Source organism: Ktedonospora formicarum, assembly GCF_016587355.1.
Classification (GTDB): domain Bacteria; phylum Chloroflexota; class Ktedonobacteria; order Ktedonobacterales; family Ktedonobacteraceae; genus Ktedonobacter; species Ktedonobacter formicarum.
Window position 1 is genome coordinate 609,148 of record NZ_BNJF01000001.1, and the last position, 23,087, is coordinate 632,234.

22 protein-coding genes and 1 pseudogene are annotated in these 23,087 nt (G+C 52.6%); 13 read left to right on the forward strand and 10 right to left on the reverse strand.

Annotation, left to right across the window (positions count from 1 at the left end; translation table 11 throughout):
• Window positions 1-139: 139 nt before the first annotated feature.
• A complete protein-coding gene (locus tag K3T82_RS02720; protein WP_220191959.1) occupies window positions 140-1,120 on the reverse strand; it encodes a universal stress protein in 981 nt (326 codons plus the stop codon).
• Between the two features lie 485 nt (window positions 1,121-1,605).
• Here K3T82_RS02720 and K3T82_RS02725 point away from each other — a divergent pair, with 485 nt between their 5' ends.
• Together K3T82_RS02725 and K3T82_RS02730 are read left to right on the forward strand one after the other, a co-directional pair.
• Window positions 1,606-2,655 (forward strand): UDP-N-acetylmuramate dehydrogenase, encoded by a 1,050-nt coding sequence (locus K3T82_RS02725; RefSeq protein WP_220191960.1) that lies wholly within the window; start codon window positions 1,606-1,608, stop codon window positions 2,653-2,655.
• A 153-nt stretch (window positions 2,656-2,808) separates the two neighbouring features.
• Window positions 2,809-3,177, forward strand: coding sequence for a hypothetical protein (locus K3T82_RS02730; protein ID WP_220191961.1), 369 nt, complete (start codon window positions 2,809-2,811; stop codon window positions 3,175-3,177).
• Between the two features lie 171 nt (window positions 3,178-3,348).
• Here K3T82_RS02730 and K3T82_RS02735 read toward each other — a convergent pair whose 3' ends face one another.
• Window positions 3,349-4,638 (reverse strand): glycoside hydrolase family 125 protein, encoded by a 1,290-nt coding sequence (locus K3T82_RS02735; protein WP_220191962.1) that lies wholly within the window; start codon window positions 4,636-4,638, stop codon window positions 3,349-3,351.
• Between the two features lie 233 nt (window positions 4,639-4,871).
• Here K3T82_RS02735 and K3T82_RS02740 point away from each other — a divergent pair, with 233 nt between their 5' ends.
• Entirely contained in the window at window positions 4,872-5,672 is an 801-nt protein-coding gene (locus tag K3T82_RS02740) for a helix-turn-helix domain-containing protein (protein ID WP_220191963.1), read from the forward strand.
• A 160-nt stretch (window positions 5,673-5,832) separates the two neighbouring features.
• On the opposite strand, the gene K3T82_RS02745 is transcribed toward K3T82_RS02740, so the two are convergent.
• The gene (locus K3T82_RS02745; protein ID WP_220191964.1) at window positions 5,833-6,162 is read right to left on the reverse strand and encodes a four-helix bundle copper-binding protein; all 330 of its coding nucleotides are present in this window, start codon (window positions 6,160-6,162) and stop codon (window positions 5,833-5,835) included.
• Window positions 6,163-6,490: 328 nt separating this feature from the next.
• On the opposite strand from K3T82_RS02745, the gene K3T82_RS02750 reads away from it, so the two are divergent.
• The 4 genes and pseudogenes from K3T82_RS02750 to K3T82_RS02765 all read left to right on the forward strand — a co-directional run bounded on the left by K3T82_RS02750 (window position 6,491) and on the right by K3T82_RS02765 (window position 10,492).
• The gene (locus K3T82_RS02750) at window positions 6,491-7,192 is read left to right on the forward strand and encodes a dienelactone hydrolase family protein (RefSeq protein WP_220191965.1); all 702 of its coding nucleotides are present in this window, start codon (window positions 6,491-6,493) and stop codon (window positions 7,190-7,192) included.
• A pseudogene (locus K3T82_RS02755) lies at window positions 7,173-7,849 on the forward strand (phosphoribosyltransferase). Before K3T82_RS02750 ends, K3T82_RS02755 begins: the two are co-directional and overlap by 20 nt.
• A gap of 177 nt (window positions 7,850-8,026) precedes the next feature.
• Window positions 8,027-9,229 (forward strand): S1C family serine protease, encoded by a 1,203-nt coding sequence (locus tag K3T82_RS02760; RefSeq protein ID WP_220191967.1) that lies wholly within the window; start codon window positions 8,027-8,029, stop codon window positions 9,227-9,229.
• 237 nt (window positions 9,230-9,466) lie between these two features.
• Window positions 9,467-10,492: a LacI family DNA-binding transcriptional regulator gene (locus K3T82_RS02765; RefSeq protein ID WP_220191968.1), complete on the forward strand. Its 1,026-nt coding sequence runs from the start codon at window positions 9,467-9,469 to the stop codon at window positions 10,490-10,492.
• Between the two features lie 94 nt (window positions 10,493-10,586).
• On the opposite strand, the gene K3T82_RS02770 is transcribed toward K3T82_RS02765, so the two are convergent.
• A complete protein-coding gene (locus K3T82_RS02770; RefSeq protein WP_220191969.1) occupies window positions 10,587-11,207 on the reverse strand; it encodes a TetR/AcrR family transcriptional regulator in 621 nt (206 codons plus the stop codon).
• Window positions 11,208-11,381: 174 nt separating this feature from the next.
• Between K3T82_RS02770 and K3T82_RS02775 the strand changes: the two genes are divergently transcribed.
• Window positions 11,382-12,032 carry a nitroreductase family protein gene (locus tag K3T82_RS02775; protein ID WP_220191970.1) on the forward strand — a complete coding sequence of 217 codons (651 nt, stop codon included), beginning with the start codon at window positions 11,382-11,384 and terminating at the stop codon, window positions 12,030-12,032.
• A 159-nt stretch (window positions 12,033-12,191) separates the two neighbouring features.
• On the opposite strand, the gene K3T82_RS02780 is transcribed toward K3T82_RS02775, so the two are convergent.
• Window positions 12,192-13,061, reverse strand: coding sequence for an SCO6745 family protein (locus K3T82_RS02780; protein ID WP_220191971.1), 870 nt, complete (start codon window positions 13,059-13,061; stop codon window positions 12,192-12,194).
• Between the two features lie 362 nt (window positions 13,062-13,423).
• On the opposite strand from K3T82_RS02780, the gene K3T82_RS02785 reads away from it, so the two are divergent.
• The 3 genes from K3T82_RS02785 to K3T82_RS48980 all read left to right on the forward strand — a co-directional run bounded on the left by K3T82_RS02785 (window position 13,424) and on the right by K3T82_RS48980 (window position 15,900).
• Window positions 13,424-14,746, forward strand: a complete 1,323-nt coding sequence (locus K3T82_RS02785) for an AAA family ATPase (protein WP_220191972.1) — start codon at window positions 13,424-13,426, stop codon at window positions 14,744-14,746.
• A 186-nt stretch (window positions 14,747-14,932) separates the two neighbouring features.
• Entirely contained in the window at window positions 14,933-15,706 is a 774-nt protein-coding gene (locus tag K3T82_RS02790) for an aldo/keto reductase (RefSeq protein WP_220191973.1), read from the forward strand.
• The gene (locus K3T82_RS48980; RefSeq protein ID WP_220195044.1) at window positions 15,703-15,900 is read left to right on the forward strand and encodes an aldo/keto reductase; all 198 of its coding nucleotides are present in this window, start codon (window positions 15,703-15,705) and stop codon (window positions 15,898-15,900) included. Before K3T82_RS02790 ends, K3T82_RS48980 begins: the two co-directional genes overlap by 4 nt.
• Before the next feature lie 59 nt (window positions 15,901-15,959).
• Here K3T82_RS48980 and K3T82_RS02800 read toward each other — a convergent pair whose 3' ends face one another.
• Window positions 15,960-17,171, reverse strand: coding sequence for an MFS transporter (locus K3T82_RS02800; RefSeq protein WP_220191974.1), 1,212 nt, complete (start codon window positions 17,169-17,171; stop codon window positions 15,960-15,962).
• A 645-nt stretch (window positions 17,172-17,816) separates the two neighbouring features.
• Between K3T82_RS02800 and K3T82_RS02805 the strand changes: the two genes are divergently transcribed.
• Window positions 17,817-19,223 carry an APC family permease gene (locus K3T82_RS02805; protein ID WP_220191975.1) on the forward strand — a complete coding sequence of 469 codons (1,407 nt, stop codon included), beginning with the start codon at window positions 17,817-17,819 and terminating at the stop codon, window positions 19,221-19,223.
• Between the two features lie 117 nt (window positions 19,224-19,340).
• Here the strand turns inward: K3T82_RS02805 and rpsU are convergent, their stop codons facing one another.
• From rpsU to K3T82_RS02820, 3 genes are all read right to left on the reverse strand, one after another.
• A complete protein-coding gene (rpsU, locus tag K3T82_RS02810; RefSeq protein WP_220191976.1) occupies window positions 19,341-19,526 on the reverse strand; it encodes a 30S ribosomal protein S21 in 186 nt (61 codons plus the stop codon).
• A 5-nt stretch (window positions 19,527-19,531) separates the two neighbouring features.
• Complete coding sequence (locus K3T82_RS02815) at window positions 19,532-19,858, reverse strand: zinc-ribbon domain containing protein (protein ID WP_220191977.1); 327 nt, start codon at window positions 19,856-19,858, stop codon at window positions 19,532-19,534.
• 248 nt (window positions 19,859-20,106) lie between these two features.
• The gene (locus K3T82_RS02820; protein WP_220191978.1) at window positions 20,107-21,072 is read right to left on the reverse strand and encodes a helix-turn-helix transcriptional regulator; all 966 of its coding nucleotides are present in this window, start codon (window positions 21,070-21,072) and stop codon (window positions 20,107-20,109) included.
• 314 nt (window positions 21,073-21,386) lie between these two features.
• On the opposite strand from K3T82_RS02820, the gene K3T82_RS02825 reads away from it, so the two are divergent.
• Complete coding sequence (locus tag K3T82_RS02825) at window positions 21,387-21,629, forward strand: hypothetical protein (RefSeq protein WP_220191979.1); 243 nt, start codon at window positions 21,387-21,389, stop codon at window positions 21,627-21,629.
• A 132-nt stretch (window positions 21,630-21,761) separates the two neighbouring features.
• Here K3T82_RS02825 and K3T82_RS02830 read toward each other — a convergent pair whose 3' ends face one another.
• Window positions 21,762-22,784 carry a Gfo/Idh/MocA family protein gene (locus K3T82_RS02830; RefSeq protein WP_220191980.1) on the reverse strand — a complete coding sequence of 341 codons (1,023 nt, stop codon included), beginning with the start codon at window positions 22,782-22,784 and terminating at the stop codon, window positions 21,762-21,764.
• Window positions 22,785-23,087 lie beyond the last annotated feature (303 nt).

Sequence of the window (23,087 nt, forward strand, 5' to 3'; positions counted from 1 at the left end):
CCGTGGTCAATATCTACGTCTTCTCAAAGCACATGCCGAAATTTTACGAAACTATTCCAATGGCATCCATACTGTGACTGGTATCAAAACTCTCCCGAGAGAAACATGCTCTAACATCCTGTCTTCACTGGCAATCCTGCTATAGATGTTCTTTTCTAACCATATCGGCGGGACGCACCAGCAGCAATGGAAGTTTGGTGGCATGGAGCACACGCTCCGCGATGCTCCCCATAGCCCATTTTTTGATTCCACTATACCCATGCGTTGTCATGGCAATAAGGTCACTAGGTCCAATGATACTTTTATCTCCAGACCTCTCACCACACTCCGCCATATGAACGATTCCTTCCGCGATATCCCGCGCCAATGAGGCTGACCATGTGAGCTTGAAACCAGGATCAGAATCGACATTGGCAACGAGACCTTCGTTAATGCACATGCTCACATCTTGTAGATTCTGCCTGGCGCTTTGTAGAGACTCCGCCCTGGCTTCCTCATTGCGCTCTTTTGAAGCGACAACCATCTGTGCAAAGTGGAGTCTACCCTGTCCAGGTGAAGACAAAGCAGCCACCAAAGCCAGCGCAGGTGCAATCACATCCTGCGAACGAGCCGAAGAATCAAGCGGTACCAGAGCACGAATGCCCCCTGTGCCTTCTCCATTCGATTGAATAAACAGCGTTTTTTTGTCGCGAAGAATGAGAATTGGGACAGGTGCATGATGAACCACCTTTTCCGCCACACTTCCCAGCACCCACCTTTTAATTCCTGTATATCCATGACTGGACATCACTATAATATCAACTAAGTGCTCGCTTGCCTCGGAAAGAATCATAGCCGCTGCATACCCCAACGCGACCTGCTTTTTGAGAGACACACCAGCCAAATCTGGATAGCGAGACAGGGAATCCAGATACATTCTGGCACAGGAAAAGCTGCTATCGATAATCTCTTGCGTAATAGCTGGCTGCATCGCTCCATATGAGAGATACGCATAGGAAATATCAACTACTTGCAAGAGAGTGATCATTCCCCCAGAGGCGCGGGCCAACTGCGCGGCTACTGGGAGGGCTTCTTCAGCAAGTGGCGATCCATCCAGTGGCACAAGAATATGTTGAAACATTATTGACCACCCCCTCTTTAGAGCAAACCTAAGTGAGGGATACCTCCCTCACTTCACTATTAGCACATTCCTCAATGCATGAGGTAATTCTTTCTCAGCCAAGACGACCAGCGAACAAACAACCTTTGCACATGGTAAAAATGTGATCTGTCAGTGAGAAAGCTACTCTCCTTTGTGATGCTCCTGTGAGATACAAGGATTATCCTAGTTTAAGACCACAAAAGATCTGTTGTTTCGCCATTCACTGCCGTTGTTTTCTCTTCATGAAACCAGGGTCGTTCGCCACTTTAACAACATCCTTTATCCTTGCGCCTACGATAGCGGCAGGCAGGATGTGTATGTAGGCGCAGGACTCACCGCATAAAAAATGAGCTTGTGCGACCTGCCAAAATTAAAATGAATAGGAGCGAGCGTGTTGTCACCATAGAGCGCAGAATACCATCAATCGGCATTCATTGGACCAACGCAGCCGAAAGGTCATAATCATGAGCATTGATATCCAACATGCCTACAACATTTTGTATCCCCATTTTCAAGAGCGACTCTGCCTGAACGAGCCGCTAGTATCTCACTGCGCCTTTGGCGTAGGTGGACCAGCGGATATATGGGTGACATTGAAAAGTCAGCAAGAGTTGGTTGACCTGGTCAATTTGTGCGCGGAGCAGCACTGGCCGCTTCTGCTGGTTGGGAGTGGAAGAAATATCATCTTTGCCGATGCAGGGGTGAGAGGTATTGTTGCTCGCATCGATTTCCACCACTATCAAATTAACATGCAGACAGAAACCTCCGCACTACTCATCGTAGAGGCTGGTGCTTGCTGGGATCAAATTCTTGACACCTTGCTTCCTCTCGGTTGGAGTGGCTTGGAATTCGGCGTTGGCATTTCTGGTACACTCGGAGCAGGCATTGTCAGTAACGCGGGAGCACGCAACTGGGACTTAGGGCAAATTCTGGAATGGATTGATGTGTTAGATGCGCGAGGAAGTGATAGCGATCCCGACGATCAGTTCGCTCCAGCCACCAAACGTCATTATACCCGTAACGAGCTTGACCTGAGCTACCGGCATAGCCGTTTACGCAGCAAGCGCTCAACCGTTATTGATGATGAAGGAAAACTGGTATTTTCCCCTCGTCATCTAATCGAGCCACCGGAGATTGTGCTACGCTTGGGACTGCACCTCTCTTATCAGGATTCACAACAATTACTTACGCAGCGTGATATTTACCTACGCGAGCGCCGACAGAGGGAACCTTCACTCCCACTCACAGGGCCAATCTTTAAGGACCACCAGAGAACCAGCGCCAGGGATTTAATTGCGCAGGTTGGCTTACAAGGGCAGATACATGGAAAGTCCCAGATCTCCGAGCAAAACGCGAATTATCTTGTGAACCTTGGAGGGGCTAGCGCGGAAGACATGCTTCAGCTCATTGTCGCTGCCCATCAACAGGTGCTCAGGCAGTGCGGGATAGATCTGATGCTCAATGTTGATCTCAGGGGAGAGTGGTCTCATCCAGATCAAACAAATCCCCTCTAAAGCTGGATCAATAGTGGTGAGCATAGATACACGTTAGAAGTAAGTTCAATCTGCAATCATGCCCCACGCGACCAGTTCCCATATTGGATGAACTATTCTTATTGCAAGATTCAATATCATCACGCCAACAAGTCACAGAAAGGAAGGGATACGATGCACCTTTATGATACGCTTCAAGTGTGTCTCCTGGCTCTTGCGAGTTGGTATCCCAAACATCTCCTGAGGAGCAACCGTGTGGCTCTTGGAGACAGCGCTTTTTGCCCTGATTGCCAGACGACATCAGAAGTGATTACATGGTTGCAACAGAGGGAGCCAACAATCCTGGAAAAGAAGGCTCATCTGGTAGTCAATGCTCAGAAATGTGCTATCTATTTGACGGACCCCTCCGAGACAGTGCCTCTCTATTGGATTCACTGTCGAGGAAAATTGCCTGTCCGTACCGAAGAAAGAAGCACTCAGGCCGCCACTATAGATGCAATGAATAAACAGGGTGACATAAGGCATATACCAGAAAGCCACTAAATGCCCACACCACCTGTAACAGATCATTCTATACCACTTCAAGCCGGGTGACGTTCAGTCCCGACATGAGCCAACTAGAACCGTTCATCACACGAAGCGACGCCAAACCTTTGCGCAAAGATTCGGCGTCGCTTGATAGCTTCTTCTCACACCAGGGGAGTGCATGGACCTCTATTTGGCAACGAGCGACTGTACCAGTTCGCCGAAGAGGCTATTAGCCCAGGCAAACCACGGGCGGGTGAAATGCTCAGGCTTATCAGGATCAAAGCTCTCATGCATCAATCCCGTGTTTGCTGTCGTATTGACCAGCATCGTCAACAGTTCGCGTTGCTCTTCCGGGTCCGTCGTGGTCAGACCCGCCATACTGAGCGCGATAGGCCAGATATAACCCGCTGGCGTATGTGGACTTCCAACCCCCTTCGCGTATTCGCCCTCGTAATAATAGGGATTATCGCGGCTCAACACAAAACGTCGTGTATTCTGGTACAACGCGTCATCGATGACACAATATCCCAGGTAAGGAGCCGAGAGCAGGCTCGGCACGTTCGCATCATCCATCAGATTATGATGACCAGCACCATCCGTCTCATAGGCATAGATAGACCCATACGTGGGATGCTCAACCACTCCATACCGCTCAATTCCTTGCTCGATCTGCTGGCGCAGGTCTTCAGCCTCCCGCGCCAGGGCCTCATCCTGATACTGCGAACGCGCCATCTCACTGACATAACCCAGCACGACCACGGCAAACATGTTAGCAGGAATGAGGTAGCCATAGGTACAGGCATCATCGCTTGGTCGGAAGCCTGACCATACCATCCCGGTATAGCTGGTAGGTGTGCCGCGCCCCTGACGTTGAAGTGTTTCTGTCACCAGATCCATCCCAGGGCGCTCAAAGGTATAGCCAGAGCGAGTCTCATGGTGCTGCTCTATACGCATGATTTCAATGATCTTGTTCAGCATCGCATGAAGCGTCTCATTGAAGATGCCTGTATCACCTGTCTCTTGCCAGTAGCGATAGCACAGCCTCACAGGATAGCAGAGCGAGTCGAGTTCAAACTTGCGCTCCCAGATCCAGGGTCCCGCTGGCGGCAGATCCCCTGTATGCCCCTGACCGCTGGGCTCGCGATTAAAAGCATTGGCATAAGGATCAAGCAATATACACTGCGCTTGCCGCTGAATAAGTCCACAGAACAGGCGTTGTAATGCCTGGTCCTCTTTAGCCAGGTGCAGATAGGGATTCACCTGGGCCGAAGAATCGCGTAACCACATAGCGGGAATATCGCCCGTCACCACGAAAGTGGTGCCATCTTCAAGCACATCAACCGTAGTCGCCAGGGTATTGGGATAACATTCTTTAAACATCTGGCACAATTGAGGGGGATACTGATGAGGTGTAGATTGCTCTAGCTTCCGAGTCACATCGTCAATTAAGGTCGCAACTGCTGGATAGTGATGCACGTTCCGTCAATTTCCTTCCTGACAAATTTCTCCTCATACGAAAAACTGAGTGCGCTAGCACGTTAGTGCTCAGGTCTCATTTATGATTCTTCCCTCCACTGTATCACAGAAATGCCTCACGCGAAGCGGAACGAAGCAGGTATCTGCTCCAGATGATCCGTTTTTCCACCTACGAAGGAGCCAATAAGAATAAGTCGGTGGAAAAATTTTGCCATCAAAGGAGAAAGGCTATTATGTCTCCAACAATGCTTATTTCTCATGACGACGAGTTGCGCCAGATCACACTCGAAGCTCATACTCAAGCCGTGGAACGCGCAATTCATACCATGCATACCCACCTCCATGAATTACTGACCCTTGAAGATCTAGCTTCAGTCGCCTGCCTCAGCCCCTTCCACTTCAACCGCGTATTTCGTCGCCTGATAGGTATCCCCCCTGGTGAATTTCTCTCCGCTCTCCGCTTTCAGATGGCTAGGCGTCTGCTCTTGACGACATCCCTAAGTGTGACTGATATTTGCTTTGAGGTTGGCTATAATAGCGTTGGCTCTTTCACAAGCCGCTTTACACAGCTTGTTGGCCTGTCACCACGTCTTTTGCGCCAGCATGCTCATGCCTTTGAACCATCCACTGTCCCAAATACTGGGTTCATGCCCCCCTCGAACTCCTGCGCACAAATGCGACATGCCCTGGTAGGACAGATTAACACTCCCGCGGCTTTTCGCGGCACTATTTATGTTGGACTCTTTAGCAGTCCTGTTCCTCAGGGTGCTCCTGTACGTTGCACCAAACTCAGCACACCAGGGTGGTATTTGCTTCAAGGCATCGCTGATGGGGTTTATTATCTTCGGGCTGCGGCTTTCCCCCAGGCCTCAGATCTTCAATCATCTCTGCTCCCCGATAAGAATTTGCTCGTTGGGAGCAGTACACTTCCTCTGGTTGTCCATAATGGTCACATCATGGGGAACCCTGATCTCGACCTGCACTCGCCACTTCTGACCGATCCGCCCCTCGTCTTAGGTTTACCTTTAATCTAAAGGTCTCAAAAATGCGCTTGAAAAACCAAAGGCACCGTACCATTGATGGTGGCACACAGAGAATTATGGGACCATACGTAGACGCTTATGCTTTCAGCTACATATGGCCCATGTTCTCTGCGAAACACTTAAAGATGTCTGACTGAGCCCTGTTACCTCACTAAGGAATCATCTTTACCAGTTGCTCGCACGAATTCGCACAGATGCGACAGGCATTGGCGACATCCGACATGCCTTTCTGATCACATATACCTGCGCAATGATTGCACGCCGAAGCGCAGGCAGTACACGCGTAACCAGCCAGAGGTGAGTCGCGCAAAAGCATGTGGGCAGTTGCCAGACAGAGTTCCGCGCAATCAAGCGCAATGCTACTATCATCACCACCACCGCGCTTTTTCCCCTCATGAACCGCAGCCATACAGGCAGCATGGCATTGCAGACAATCATGAGCGCAGTCTTGTGCCTGATCTTTGAGCATGGTATTCTGCATAGAGATGCACTCCTTTCTCTATCTACAGTAATCAGGCACGGAAACTCAACCTCTTAGCGAGATACCACTTACGTGTTCAGCCCCAATAACACCTTCACTTGCAAACTTGAAAACGTGAGCACAAGCCATTCTAGTAGTGCCAACCCCAAATAAAGGGAAGCAGTAATACGCCTCCCCAATCTATAGAAGCCTTCAGTATTCGAGAAAAGAAACCTTTTGCCAGATTGAGGCGTGATCTTTATACGACCCCTCCCACAATCCGGTTCACGTTACTTATTCCACCAATATATTGTTGGAGGGGTCAGCATTTCCCAGATGAAACAATGCCATGCATACACAACCAAGGCGAACAGACGATACCTGCCATATCACTATCAATGAAACAATTATCTTGAACGGCAATCTACGCCTACCGCCACATCCCAGAGGTGTGGTCATCTTCGCGCACGGCAGCGGAAGTAGCCGTTTCAGCCCTCGCAATCAGTTTGTCGCGCGCGTCTTACAGCGTGCAGGCTTCGCGACCCTGCTTCTTGATCTCCTCACAGCGCAAGAGGAAACGCTTGATCAGGCCCACGCTCACCTGCGCTTTAATATCCCGCTTCTTAGCTCCCGCGTGCAGGCTGCCACACGCTGGCTACTTGCCCAAAGCGCATGCGCTGGGCTAAGTATTGGCTATTTTGGCGCGAGTACCGGAGCAGCGGCGGCCCTGGTTGCCGCCGCGAAACAACCAGAACAGGTCGCGGCTGTCGTCTCACGTGGCGGAAGACCCGATCTTGCGGACGCGGCCTTGGAGCACGTGCAAGCCCCAACACTGCTGATAGTTGGCTCTCGCGATGAGCAGGTCATCGAATTGAACGAGGAGGCACTGGCACGCCTCCATGTAGAAAAGCATCTCGAACTGGTTCCTAACGCAACGCACTTATTCGAGGAGCCGGGTACACTGGAACAGGTGGCGGATCTGGCACAACAATGGTTTGCGCGCTATTTGCCTCCTGCCAGAAGGGAAGTACATGAGCAGCATCTATCGTGATCGTAGCGAAGCAGGACGCCATCTCGCCACGCTGCTATCCATGTATGAACAGCGACCAGATGTGCTTGTCCTGGCGCTTCCACGCGGGGGGTGCCAGTCGCATTTGAGATTGCGCGTACACTCCACGCGCCCCTGGATACCTTTCTCGTACGCAAATTAGGTGTACCAGGGCAAGAAGAACTGGCTATGGGTGCCATCGCTAGTGGAGGCATACGCGTTATCAATGACGACGTTGTCTCACATTTACGCATTCCCCAATATGTCATTGACAGAGTCACTCTGGACGAAACTCAGGAACTTGAACGACGGGAAAAGCTGTACCGCGACAATTATCCCCCACAGGCCTTCGCTAATCGCACAATCATACTTGTCGACGATGGTCTGGCGACAGGCGCTAGTATGCGCGCAGCGGTGCAGGCTCTCAAACAACAGCGCCCGGCGCATCTTGTGGTCGCTGTCCCTGTAGCCGCTAGTGCTACCTGTTTTCAACTACAAGGGGAAGTGGACCACCTGATCTGTGCGCAGACGCCCGACCCTTTCTATGGTGTCGGCTACTGGTATCAAGATTTCGCGCAAACCTCCGATCAGGAGGTGCGCGACCTGCTCGGACGCATACGCGCTCAACAATCCACCAGTCGCCACCAATATCCCTACTAAACACGGACAATCCTCAAGGCTGCTACATGCGCATATGTTTTCCCTTTCAGGTCGGTAGAATTATAGCAGCACAAGGAAACGGCTTATTTCATACTTCTCTCCGAAAACCAGAGCAAGCTAGTGCCAAACACAACCACGCGTTGGTTTTCGCAGAAGACCTTAGTAAAGGCAAGCAACATGTACGGTACTAATGACCCAAATGAACCGCACGATCCGCGAAATATACCACCAGACAATGAGCAGTATTCATCGCGATACGATCGGCCACCCAATCAACACATGGCCCCGCCACAGCAACAGAGGGGTAATCGCAACTGGACGCTTATTTACCCTCTTCTCGCGGGACTTGTACTTCTTGGCTTGCTTGTGGCCTTCCTGGTACGCAACTCTCCACCTCTTAGAGTAGGCACCCTGAATCAGCCATCTGGTGCAACGGTGGAGATAGATCAAATACGCCAGAGGGTATCTGAGGCTGTCAAACCAACCATTGTCCAGGTCAATGTGAAGACAAGCAAAGGTGGCTCCCTTGGCTCTGGCGTGATTATTGATAGGGCTGGTTATATCATCACGAACAATCACGTAATCGCCAATAGCGAGAGCGTTCAGGTCCAGCTCGCGGATGGAGAGATCCGCGATGCTCAGATTCGCGGGGCCGACCCCACAGATGATCTGGCAGTCCTACAGATTCAACCGACCCGCAATATGCCTATCGCGAAACTTGGCGACTCCTCCAAACTCCAGGTTGGGCAGACTGTAATGGCTATAGGCAACCCGCTTGGAATTACCCAGACGGTGACCAGTGGCATCGTTAGCGCGCTCAATCGCATCGTTTCTGAAGAGTCAGGGGGCGCAACGCTCCCCGATACCATTCAGACTGACGCACCCATCAATCCTGGCAATAGTGGGGGGGCGCTGGTTGACCTCAATGGCAATGTGGTTGGTATCCCTACCATGGCGGCGATCGATCCTGAATTTAAGACGCCGGCCAGCGGTGTTGGCTTCGCCATTCCCGCCAACCGCGTGAAGTTTATCGCGCCTCAGATCATCAAGAATGGGCGCGTGATCAACTCGGGGCGCGCGGCTCTGGGTATTACCGCCCTTCCAATCACACAATTCGTCGAGCAACAACGTGAGCTACCAGTAGATAGGGGCTTACTCGTCGCTAAAGTGGACGCGGGTGGAGCCGCCGAGAGGGCTGGCATCCGTCCCGGCGATGTGATAACACGCGTCGATAACGTCGAGGTCACACAGAACGCGGATGTCAGCAACTATCTGCTCAACAAGCGACCCGGCGACAGGGTAACGGTTACCCTCTATCAGGGGAATACAGAAAAGACGGTGCCTGTTACCCTCGGCGAACTACAGATCCCTTCACGATAGCCTTTCTATGTATGCTCCCGGTCCGTTGCGCGGACCCTTTGGGTAAAGGGGATAGGTGAAGAATCGGTCAACTGACCGATTCTTCACCTATCCCCTTTATAAACCCTTGAGCGCCATAGGCACGAAGAGAATATCTCATATTCTTCAGGAGCGACAATTTACTTCTATGTATGATGGTGCTATACTTGAGTCCCTGAGAAACCGATTACCCAATCATGCTGGTGAGGGATTGCTGTAATGCCCAAGGTAACAATCTATGATGTGGCAAAAAAGGCTGGCGTGTCTGCCGCGACGGTCTCCAAGATCCTTAATGGTACCGGACGCATCAGTCAGGAGACGCGTCAACGCGTTCTGGCGGCTATCGAAGCCCTGCACTATCGCCCCAGTATGATTGCCACCGCGCTTAAGAAGCATCAGACGTTCAGTATCGGTCTCCTCATACCCGATATCACCAATCCCTTCTATGCCGGGCTGGCTCGAGCAGTCGAGGACCATGCCCTCGCGCACAACTACTCCTTGCTCATGTGTAGTACCGATAATACAGCCGAGCGTGAGGAGCGACAGTTAGAGCATGTGCTCCGGCAACAGCTCGACGGTTTGATCGTGGCAACCTCTGAAGCGATGAGCCCTGAGATCCTGACCACGCTCCATCACGCGCAAGTGCGTGTGGTGTTCGTCGACCGCGTCCTTCCAAACCTGCCATACCCGGTCATAGCCACTGATCACTACCAGGGAAGCTATCTCGCGACTCGCCATTTGCTCGACCTGGGCCACCAGGATATCACCGTTTTCCTTGAGCCGCTCTCATTACATTCATCGCTGGAACGCTTGCGAGGCTTCGCCAGAGCCTTGGAAGAGCAGAGTATACGCTTCGACAATACCTCCATGTTCAGCGAGGGCTTTGGAGTTGAAGCAGGCTATAAGCTGGCCCAACGCCTGTTAGCACAACGCGGGACGGCTTCGCAACTTCCAACCGCTATCTTTGCCTCCACCGACCAACTCGCTATCGGTGCGCTCCAATACTTCCACGAAGTACATATCGCCGTTCCCGAGCATATCTCGATCATTGGCTATGACGATATCCAGATGGCACGGATAGTCTCGCCGCCCCTCACGACGGTCGCGCAACCCATAACCGCTATTGGACAACAGGCGGTCGAGTTGCTTATCAGCGGTCGAACACTGATGGCGACTACTGTACTCTTACCGCCACAAATCGTCGTCCGCGCCTCAACAGCAGCGCCTCGCTCTTGTGAAGCATAACCACAAAGCTTCACCACCGCGCGGCCTGGACAACAAGCTCACGCGTAAGCCTCACCTGTTCCCGGCACGAAGTAATTCACCAAAATACCCGGCTTCAATGATTATTCCAGGTGCCCACTTCTTTCAACAGAGAAGATGCCATCTTCGAAGAACGGAGCGCTATTTCTCTGGGGGGTTCTCGTAGATCATCTTCAAACCAGCGCGTGATCATTTCAATCAAGAGCGTAGCCGCGAGCGAGGGGGCAAGCCTATCATATGAGTCAGCGACTTGCCTTCCATTCTGGACACATGAAGATGGCTGCTGTACGCGTATATGCATCGCCTTCTCCAATGAAGTATGCATTTTCGTCAGAAACCAGGAGCGGCTCTTGCTAGCAAACACCACACGATAGATTTGCGCATACTCTACGAAATGCTCAAAGAACTGCACCCAGGCTTCCGGCAAGGCTTCCGTTTCATCTCCGCTCTTGTGAATACGAGGCGAGGCATCAATATTGCGCATCATGGTATGGACAGATTCATCAAAGAGTTGTTCAACCAGGTCATATTTATCCTGATAATAGCGATAGAATCCGGCTCGACTCACCATAGCGCGTTCAGCTATCTCTCCCACAGTAAGAGCATCAAAACCACGCTCCTTGAGGAGATCGATCAGGGCAGTTCGCAGAAGCGTCCGTGTGCGTTTCGTGCGTAAATTGCTAGCAGATTGAGTCATTTCGCCTTCCTTGTCTCAGCTAAGACATTTCATCACGACTGTTTCTTGTCTCTCACCAGTAGTCAGTCTACACTACGAATAAGGCTTAACTTAACGAAATAAGGCAGTAGATCACCGCCTTGTTTATCCTGTCATAGATCAGTATCACTGTCAACAATAGAAAGGTGGGCGTTTATGCCTCAACTTAATCTCACCACTGACGAACTACTCACGACGACACGCACGGTACGCAGACGCCTGGACTTGACGCGCCCGGTAGAAGCAGAAGTTATCGCCGAATGCCTCCAACTCGCGGTCCAGGCACCGACCGCAGGGGTTGGACAGAACTGGCACTTTCTCGTTATCACCGACCCGACCCAGCGTAAGGCCCTGGCGGACCTCTATCGCAAAGGATGGGAAACCAATAAAGCATTCATAGAAGAACATACCGCCGCTGCTCTCGCCGGGGATCAGGCTGCGATGTATACCAGAGTAGGCGCTTCGGCACTCTACTTGCTTGACCATCTACATGAGGTTCCTGTACATGTCATTCCTTGCATTGAGGGCCGCATCAAAGATGCGCCCGTCATCCAGCAAGCAGGTCAGTGGGGTTCGATCATGCCCGCGACCTGGAGCTTTATGTTAGCCGCACGTTCACGGGGTCTGGGCACATCATTGACAAGCTATCATCTCTTCTTTGAGCGAGAAGCAGCCGATGTGCTAGGTATTCCCTACGAGCGGATTATGCAAACGGCACTCATTCCCGTTGCCTACGCGCTAGGAGATACCTTCAAACCAGCTACACGCAAGCCCTTAGATGAAGTGATCCATTGGAATCGCTGGTAAGAAGAAGCAACACAGAAGAGAGTTTTCGCTCGTCGCGAGTCTACCCGTACATCTGGCGCTCCCAACGACCATCCCAAGATCTGGCATCAAAGTCATTGCATTATGCATGGCTTTGATGCCAGGTTTGCCGCCGGGATCGTTCACAAATGGCGCATCCCATCAGGGACGAGGCAGACCCATCGGGTTTGGCATAGGGATGCCCCCTTGTTCGATAATACTGATACTCAGCGGGCGCACCAGTTCGAGCAGGCGCTTACTGCGCTCCTCGCCAAGATGTTGCCAGGGAGGAAGGGCCAGAAAATCCGTCCTCTTCTCTATTTCACTATGGAGAGTCTTTCCGCTCACGGTTATCTGTCCTTCGTTATCGAGAAGACCCTTCCGCTGCATCGACTGTATGGCGGCTTGCCACTCCTCCTCGTTCCAACCACGACTTGGCAGTATCACCTCTTTTGTCACATTCCCCATCCCAACCTGAAGGACATGCGCTTCGCAGCCATCTATGCCTTCGCCCAGCAAGGCCGCCACATGCCCATCACCACGGAACTCTCGCAACAAGGTCGCGGCGTGCCAGAGCACGAGGTGTGATTCCTGGGGCCAGGGCAGGGCCGCGTAGGTGGCATACAGCGCGCGCCCAACCACGGAGCAGCCGCGCGTCGCCTCTCGCGCTAGTTCAGCCGCTTCAGCGACTTCTTGCGAGCCCATACGCTCCCCCAGGAGGCGGCGCAGAGCGGCATCAGCCGCGCTTAGACGCACCTGGATAACACGCTCAGGGGTAGAGAAGCTCCAGGCATCAGGCAGGGCGCGACCAATCATACGTGGATGAAAATTATAGAACGTCGCGGTCACAACTTCAACGGGAACAGCACCCAGAGGTGCCGAGCGCGAGGCAAAATATCCCATCCAGTAGCCCTTTAGACCCGCCTGAGTGTAAGCCTGACGTGCCTCCGGCGCGAAGTAGATCAGGGCATGGCATGGTTCGAGCGTACTCCAGGCTGTACGCGCAAATGAGAGTTGCGATTGATCATTCATGAAGTGCAATGCTATTACCTCCGTTGGCAATAAACGACAATGAGTCTACTTGATACTTTTTTGTCGTACACGCGCATATGACACAGTAGCAAATATCTCCATAACCAGTTGTAGTCTACACAGAAACAAGATGTCAAGCATAATAAATTGTAAAACCAGGATCGTTCACAACCGCTCGCCTGAGCCACATAGCGACGACACACATTAAAAGTATATTTATATCATCAATTCTACTAATTTATTATTATCTACTTGATTATTCGATAGTATTATGTTAAAATACTAATATGCCTTTATAATAGCTTACAGTGTGCATAGTGTAGACATCACCATTCTGACCCCAATTCAGGAGGATGTATCCTATGTCCGAGGCTCACGACGATCTCATTGCCCGCCCCTATATGCCCATCTCCACACTTCAAGAACTTGACCAGGACACCTCTCACGTCCTCACAGAGGGTATCGCTCCCATTGCCAACCTGATCCCCATTGGTCTCTCACTCCTTACCGGCGAGGAGTTCAGTGGTAAAACTTCTCTCGCGCTACAACTGGGGCTCCATATTGCCACTGGTACACCTCCCTTTGAGGCAACGGGGGCGCTCGCGCGGCACTTTGACACCCCCTTCGGCAACAAAGCGCTCTACCTCGCGCTTGGCAGTTCCGCCCTGCATATCCACACCCTGCAAAACCGCTTGAGCACGCCATCCTCACCCACAGGCAAGCCAAACAGGCTCCTGGTCAAAAATACCTGGGCTCATTTGAATATGGAGAACGGACTACAGCATCTGCATGATCATCTGCTAGGCGCTCCCAACACACGCCTGATTGTGCTGGATGACCTGCCCAGTCTACGCCGTCTCTTCCGTGGCAATGACCGTGACCTCTTCTTTATCCTGCGCCGCTTCGCGGAGCAACACAATATCGCGATCCTGATTATGCAGACAGCGAAGCGTTCAACATCACTGAGCGCTCTCGTAGACACACATCTCCACCTCAAACGCCTTTCCATCGATAGCTACGCTCGCCTTGAGGTATCAGGCCGCTATACACGCGCCGCTACGCACCTGCTCTACTGTCCATCCGACCGTATTCAATATCGCTTCGCGACTATGCGCGAGCGTGTGGCACTGGAGACGATAAGCGCGCACAAGATCATCTCGACCGAGCGCCTTCTGATCCTGCATCTGATGCGTGACTGCGCGCTCAATCTAACCCCCAAACAGATCGCGACTGTGCTGGACCTGGACTATGATTGTGTGCGACACATCCTCTCCAAGATGGTGCGCGCCAATCTGCTCCTGCTCACCCAGCGCGGGCACTATGCCATTCACCCCTTCATCCAACCACTGCTTGACGCCATCCTCGATCAGGATACCTTCCTAACCTCCTTCATATATGCCCCCATCCCTGAAGATGATCTTGCCGATCCCCTACCCGACGAGGCTCCCAGTCCGCATGATACGTCATCCAATTCCGCGACTGTTCACAATCCACATCCCACGCCAACAAACTCGGCAAGCCCCCACACACCCAATTCCGCAACCGTTCACAATCCTTCCACACAAACGCACCAGCCCACGCTCCCCGTTGTCGGACCTGAACACCCCGAACGTGGCAACGTTCACCATCACCAGCGAAATGATCATTTCGATCCCCACAACCCATATCGCTCACAATCCGCCTGACACAGCGGTCGCATCTCAAAGTAGCTTGCCACAATAAGCCTGAATATCAACAAAGGGGCAAAACGGATGCGAATATGAGCGCGACTCCGTTGGAAGAAAGCGTATACGTTGTACTTCCTCTCATTACGTGCCACAATATCCACATCATCGATATTGTCCATTCACGTTCATAAGAGAGAAACGTACATGTTGCAAACAGAACAGCGCACTCTGGGGGCTTCCGATATCGCGCTCCCAGCCCTGGGTATTGGCACCTGGAGTTGGGGCGACACGGCCTTCTGGAACTACGGGCAAGACTATACCCAGGACGACATCGTAAAAGCGTATAAAGCCTGTCTCGATGCCGGGCTAAACTTCTTCGACACCGCCGAGATCTACGGTCAGGGCGCGTCTGAACGTATCCTGGGCGACTGTATGCGCGAAGTTGGAGAGCCCATCGTGATCGCGACCAAGTTCGCACCCCTTCCCTTGCGCCTCTCCGCCCGAACTTTGTTCCAGGCCTTAGACGACTCCCTTGAACGGCTCGGCGTTGAGCATATCGACCTGTATCAGATTCACTGGCCCTACACATTTATTCAGATGAACGCACTGATGGATGCCCTGGCGGAGGTGGTGCGCAAAGGGAAAGTGCGCGCCGTTGGAGTAAGCAACTATAGCGCGAACCAGATGCGCAAGGCCCATGCCAGGCTCGCGCGTCACGATATCCCCCTGGTCTCCAATCAGGTTCACTATAGCCTCCTACATCGCCATCCGGAATCCAATGGCGTGCTCGACGCCTGCCGCGAGCTAAACATAACGCTCATCGCCTACAGTCCGCTCGAGCAAGGACTTCTCACTGGCAAATATAGCGTCAACGCGGAAACCATACCGACCATTCGCGGACCGCGCCGCCTCTCACCCGCCTTCAGTCTCAGGCAAAGGCGCAAGATGGAACCACTGCTGGGGTACTCGTCCAGATAGCTCAGGTTCATGGCAAGACGAGCGGGCAGGTAGCCTTGAACTGGCTTACCATGAGAGATGAGCATGTTATTCCCATTCCGGGTGCCAAGAATGTCCGGCAAGCCCAGGAGAACGCAGGCGCGCTCGGCTGGGCTCTCACTACCGAAGAGTTTGAGCGCATCGATGAGGCGGCTCGCCCCTGGCTTCCGCGCTAAGCGTACAGCAGGCTTGCCGCTCTCTATATGTAGGCGCAGGCGGAAGCACTGCGCCAGGCTCACTTGGACCTCGAAACCAGAAATGGCACACAGATGCCGAACGCGACAAGGCCCAGACCAAGGCCCAGGCCCACCCGGTCCAGGCCCAGGTCGCCCAGGTGACCAATCAACGGATCAAAGCCACCCTTCGCCAGCGCGCCAGTCAGTCCCAGCGTTGAGAGGGTAGTGGCGCGCGCGACATCTGGAATACGCCTGTTCAGTTCTTGCTCAATCACAGGCTCTTGCCAGGCAGAGAAGGCAACGATTCCCATCACCAGGAATACAACCAGTATGATTGAGGAAACCCAGGGCAGAAACACATAACAAAGACCCGGCACAAGGCATGAGCATAAGAGCACGAAGCGAGTTCCCAGGCGACGCTGAAGTATAGGCAGGCGCAACAAAAGCAGAAGTTGCGCCCCCATAGCCAGCGCCGTCAGCGGCCCAAACCAGAGCACAGGGATACCAGCACGCTCAAAAAAGGGCTGATTATACCAGAAGATAGCATTCGTCATGGCGAAGCCCAGCGCACGAAAGACGCTCAGAAAGACCGTTCGAGGCTGAGCGCGTATCAACTTTCCTACTCGGAGCGACATATCGCGCACGCGCGCATGCGCCTGCTCCTCCCGAAGCATCACAGGTCGCACGTAGTGGAACAGGCGCAACGTCGCGAAGCAGACCAGCAACGCCGGAAGCAGGCTCACCCAAACAGCGAGCGCGGGACTATACGCGCCAAGAAAGCTACCTGTGCAGAGGCCCAGAAAAAAGCCCGCGCTCGACGCGCTCGTCAACAGGGTAAAAGTCTCGCCTCCGCGCTCTTCCCGCTGCTCAGGAGGCAGCGAAGCATAGACAAGCCCACTCTCACAACCCGAAATTGAGGCAATGGCGAACCCACCGAGCACATTAGAGAGGGCGAAAAGCCAGAAGCCATGCGCCAGAGCGAAGATGAGTATACCCACAAAACCTACGCAGCGCCCAATCAGCATCATACGCGCGTACCCGATACGCTCCGCCCAGAGGCTCGTAGGGATATCGACCAGCCAGATAGACCATGACAGAATCGACTCCATGAGAAACATCTCAGTGAAGTTGAGCCCACGCTGCTGCTGAAAGAAGACAATCGTAGTGGAGTAGAAGAAGAGGTCCCCCAAAAAGCGCGCGATTACCAGCCAGCGGAGAGCGGGAATGCGCAACAGATCGCGCGAAGGGAGCAAGCGCCAGAAAAAAGACATGGTAAAACACTCCTGATCTCAAAGAAGAACATCCATAACACTACCAATACAGGTTCTTCTTCGTCAGGAGGTCCACGCCCTCTTCTGACCAGCGGGGAAGGATATTAGACAGGGTGAGGTTGGAAGCGAACGCGATCCCTCAAATGCACTCTTCCTTCTCAATGAGCACGTGAGCCATCATGCAGCTATAGATCCTCTCGCGCCTCTTTATAAACGATAGCGTACCATATGTATCAGTATACGTTCAAGGTAACACAAACAAGCCTTACCATAACAGTCATTGCATCTTTGCCTGTTACAGCACGGCATCGTTGTCATATACTAGAACTCAGCAATAACAGGAAAGGGAAAAGGCGTGAGTAGAAATGTAAAAGATAAGCATCTCAAGCATGATTAAGCCTCCCGCCACATTCTCTTCAATTTGATGGTATAGTTAAGCATACTATCCGATACTTCCACACATTGAGTGCCAGTGGATCATGAGAGGCACATTTCCCTCTCAGGTCCACCACTATATGTATGATGCACTTTTAAAATGGAATCAACGCATCCCCTCCCACGGTAAACCCCGTATGTTGCCGCGTCGCTTCAGTAGCGGCGGCGCCCATCGTCGAAATATATATTTCTATGAATGAGGAGAATGCTATGAGTGATGTACCCATCCAACAGCCAGCAGATGATGAGAGAGTTTCATCGCTGCGGCAAAACACCCTCGGGTTGCGTCATGCCATCATTATTTCGGTCGCGGTCATGTCGCCTGCCGCCTCTATCTTCTTTAACACCATTCCCCAGGCGGGTCTGGTAGGCGCGGCGATTCCTCTTTGCTACCTCATCGGCTTTCTGATCGCGCTCCTGGTCGCGAACCAGTATAGCGAGTTTTCGCGGGAAATCCCCTCCAGCGGCTCAGCCTATACCTTTGTAACCGAGGGCCTTGGCCCTATACCGGGCTTTCTCACAGCCTGGGTTGGTCTTGCCGCGATCATCGTGGGAGTTCCCTACTCGTTTGTCCTGTTGGGCGCGAACCTGCAAACACTCGTCCAGCGCTGGTTCGGTCTCAACCTGCATTGGAGTTTCTGGTTTGTGCTGGCGATTGGACTGGCCTTTGCCATTTGCTATCTGGGTGTGCGCCAATCAATGAACATTGATTTCGCTTTTCTGGCCTTCGAGATAGGCATATGTCTTATCCTGGCGGGGATAGTGCTCTTTCGCGTAGGCCAGCAGGGTGGTCTGACGCTCGTTCCCTTTACCCTGCAAACTATTCCCAGAGGCGGCGACATCACTGTAGGCATCGTATTAGCAACCCTGAGTTTTATTGGCTTTGAGACAGCAGCCACCCTTGGCGAAGAGACACGTAATCCACACCGCAATATTCCGCGCGCGGTCTTCGGCTCAATGATTGTCGTTGGCGTCTTCTATGTTCTGATGGCTTATGTGAGTACCGTAGGCTATGGCATCACCAACATGGCAACGGGATTCGCCAACGATCCCGCGCCCTTTGATACTCTTGGGCGGCAGTATAGCGGACCAGTCCTGGCTGTGCTCATAGATATTGTGGGCCTGCTCTCCTTCTTTAGCGCGGCCCTGGCGATCATCAATGGTGGCGCGCGTATCCTCTATACCGTTGGTCGTGACGGGTTGCTTCCCCACTGGACGGCATGGCTCCACCCTGTACGCCAGAATCCTATCGGCTCAATCACTATGCTCTGCATCTTGGGCTTAATTGTTGGTATCCCATTAGGGCTTCTATTTACGCCGATCCAGGCATTTAGTTTCCTGGGTACATTAGACGCGCTACTCATTCTGATTATCTATGCCCTGGTCGCGCTCGCCAGCATCGTCTTCTTCCTCCGCAAACGGCGAGAGCGCTTTCGCATTTTCCTGCATGGCATCCTGCCAGGAGTGAGCCTGCTTATCATCCTGGGCATTCTCGGCGCGGTCGTCATCTCGCCATCACCGTGGCCCCTCAATCTGCTGCCATTTGTGCTCATAGCCTGGCTGCTTATCGGCGGCGGATTGATTTTCTTCCTGCGAGATAAATTAACGAATGCATAGAAAAATGACATAAAAAAACCTTCAGACCAACCTGTAATATCTTTGGCACAGGTTGGTCTGAAGGAAAGCCTATCGGCGCTCATAGAACCAGCAAGACTTATTGGAACACCGTCAAGACTAGTAACGGGAGCGCTTCTGGCGGCGGCGCTGGGCCTCAGCCTTGCGCTTGCGACGCGCCTGGGGCGTCTCGTAGTGGCGGCGACGGCGTGCCTCGGCCAGAATGCCTGCATTCTGTACGCTGCGACTGAACTGTTTTACCGCCACTTCAAATGGTCTGTCGGGATTTACAATAATCTGGGTCATTAGCGTTACCAGCGCGATCTATTGCTGTCGGAGTACTGCCTCTCGCGGGGCTGGTAGCAATCCTGGCAGTAGACAGGGCGATCTTCGCGGGGCTGGAATGGGACCATGGCCTCATTACCACAACTCGCGCAAGTCGCGGAGTACATGGGGCGCTGCTCGCGCTGGCGGAAACCGCCACGCTGTCCGCCATTAGCCTGTTTGCGGGCCGCGCGGCAAGATGGGCAACGGCTCGGGGTGTTGGTCAGGCCACGGCTGGCATAAAATTCCTGTTCACCGACAGTAAAAGTGAATTCCTGGTTGCAGTCGCGACAATACAGTGTCTGGTCAGTCAATGAAAACTCTCTTTCTCATTCGCCACTATGATCTTATGCGAAAACCAACACCGCTTTCGCGGCTAGCACTAGCGCGCTCAGGCTTTCCATAAGGAGAAGGCGGATTGAACATATCTTCCTGTATTGCGCACCATCACCTCGGTCAATTTCTCGGAGCAACAAAGCACTTTACAGTTTCTCCTAGTATAGCACACCGCGCTATTTTGCGCTAGAGGCTCTGACCAATTGGTAATGATATGTCGTATTCATCACTTTCCTGAAGAAGAGGGTGATGCCATCGCGATTTTCACCATCCGTTCCCCTAGCCGCAACAAGACCTCGCGTAGCTCTGGCGGATCATGCACAACGAACGGCAGATCCAACATCATCAGGTACCGTGCCATACGCTCGATATCGTCGTGCTGCTCTTGAAACAAGACGCCTGAAGAAGTAGGGGTCAGCGTTCCATAGACAGTGCCCATCTTTTGTTGTACAGTCGCCAGATCCGTCTGGAACTCTACCTCTATAGCCACGCTGGGAGCGGTATATTGTGCCTTTATAAAGGTTTCAAAATCAAAATCATCAGCCTTCTCAAACGTCTCTGAAAGGATTTCCACCCGCTGTATCCGATCCAGGCGAAATACTCGATATCCCTGGCGCAAGCAGCAATACCCTCCAAGATACCAGCGCCCCTTCCAGCCAGTGATGCCATATGGCTCCACCTTGCGATGTGTAACTTCACCTTGTCTGGAACTATAATCCAGGGCAACACGCTGTGAGGCTTGAATTGCCCCACTCAGATCGATCAAGAGCGAGGCATCGGGTCGCGCCTGCTGGTTATGCGGAAAGAAGACGAGATGGGATGATACCGCTTCCAGGCGTTCCCGTGCTCGCGCAGGCAAGACACGCGACACTTTCGCCAACGCGCCCTCAATCGCGATGGGAGAGTGTTCAATCTCCAACCATGAGCTTGCGAGCAAACCAAGCATTATCGCGGTCGCTTCCTCCTCTGTAAAGATCAGTGGTGGTAGCTTAAAGCCTGGGCGCAAGCGATATCCTCCATGCCGTCCGATGTTGGCTTCAACGGGAATGCCAACGTCCTGAAGATGTGTAATGTAGCGGCGCACCGTCCGCACATCCGTCTCCAGGCGCGCCGCCAACTCTGGGCCACTAATATACGGCCTGGCCTGAAGCAGTTCTAGCACAGTCAGAACACGGCTGGTGGGATGGTACATAGTAAGACTCCACTCACGACAAAGTTTGAAGGGTCACGCACATAAATAAAGGATTGGTTTCGCCCTTGTTCCTTAGCATATGCCACATGGAGAAAATCAGTCTGTTTTCTGGTACCTTTGGCTAAAAACTAGCCCTGAAGTAAAACCCATGCAGTGCTATGCCGATACCAAGCAGTAATCACATTCGATATCCGAGTTCCTTGAGATAGAGGAGAGACAATACCAGGCCTAGGTCTCTCATTTGCTGAGATGCAACACATACGCATCAGACCTGGCTCAAGGAGAAATAGTAGCCAAAGGGGTTGAATATTTACATGTACAAGGACACGCCCGAATTCCGCTTATTCGTTTACCGTCAGAACAGTTTCCAATACGGAACGCTAGTCGATGGCGGTGCCTACAAGCTTAATGAACAGGTAAAATTCGATGACGGTCGAGCACGAGGCACTATCGCCTGGAAGTATCAGGACCAGGAGCGCGGCCTGATCTATGTCATCGAAGACTATTCAGGCTACCCTTTTGAGGTCTGCGAGAGCGAGATTGTAAGCGAAGTCTAGAGGCAAAGTCATTACCCAGTCATGGTGGACGCGCTGCGACTTCATCTGTCTATCTGTAATGAAAGCGGCAAGCTCTCACGCCTGATGGAGGGGTGAGAGCTTGCCGGGGGAAGCGTAGATATTACTTACATATTACGCGATCTCGACGGGCTGGCCCTTCTCAGCGGACTCGACAGCCGCGAACATCAGCGCCAGGGTGAATAGATTGTTCAACCCGGAAATGTCGGACGTTGTGCGCCCTTCACGAACAGCCTGAACGAAAGCATCAAGCGTACCATGCCGATCTTGCTTGGAGACGGTGGGCAGCTCTAGTTCATAGGCTTCCCCCTCCAAGGGTTGAATAGTCACGCTATCAGGCACCTCATCATCACGCGTCACCATAGAAATCGTGCCCTTGGCGCACTCGATGCGCCACTCACCGCCCCAACTCGTTCGGGTGGCAGGGCTTACCCAACTGCCGCGATAGTTCACTATCGCCCCACCATCAAATGTAATCGTCGCGGCTCCGGTTGAGGCCGCGTCAAAATTGCTCCAGGATGGATTCCAGGTCTGACAGGTGATGTGAGTGGGCTCCTGACCCAGGATCATACGCATCAGGTCAAAGTGGTGAATCGACATATCTACCAGCAGGGGCTCCCAGATATGATAATGGCGATGGGTCTCTACGGGAGCGGTATTCGAATAGCGGCGGAAATCCAGGTATACCGAACCGACTTCCCCTAACTCGCCCTTTTGCAGTAAGTCGCGCACAGCCTGGGCCGCTGGATAGAAGCGATAGTTCTGGCTGACAAAGAGCGTGCGCCGCTGCTGCTCCGCCAGTTCAACAACCTCGCGAGCCTCGGCGATTGTTGGGCCAAATGGCTTTTCTACCAGCACATGCTTGCCAGCATTAAGCGCGGTTATCGCGAGTGGCAAATGGGCTCCCAACAGCGCCGTAATCAGAACGGCGTCCGCCTCAACCGTCGCCAACGCCTCCTCTAGCGTCGTAAAGCAGCGCTCAGGCGCGATATCAACTACGCCGCGAGCAAGTTCAAGCATGCCAGGATCGGTATCCACACACGCCACAAGCTCAATATCTTTATTCTTTGATACAACACTTTTCGCCCAATCACGCCCCCATCCGCCCAGACCAGCCTGTATAATACGTAATGTCATGGAACGATCTATCCTCCATACTTACTTCCCTATCCGAAAACCAGAACGCACCGTACCCCACATGGAGTCAGCGATGCCACACTCCCAAATGGGTTGGTTTTCGCATAAGACCTTCAAAATAGCAATGGTAGGCATTCGCTACCGATACGAATTAGTATATGCCAATTGACAGACCTTATCAAACCAGGGTCCGATGGTACCCAATGTTGTCAATCCGCCTACCAGGCCCATGCAGAGACCGAATTAACGACTATTTTCTGATAAAAACCACTCATTCTGCAGTCATCACCATCACACTGCACC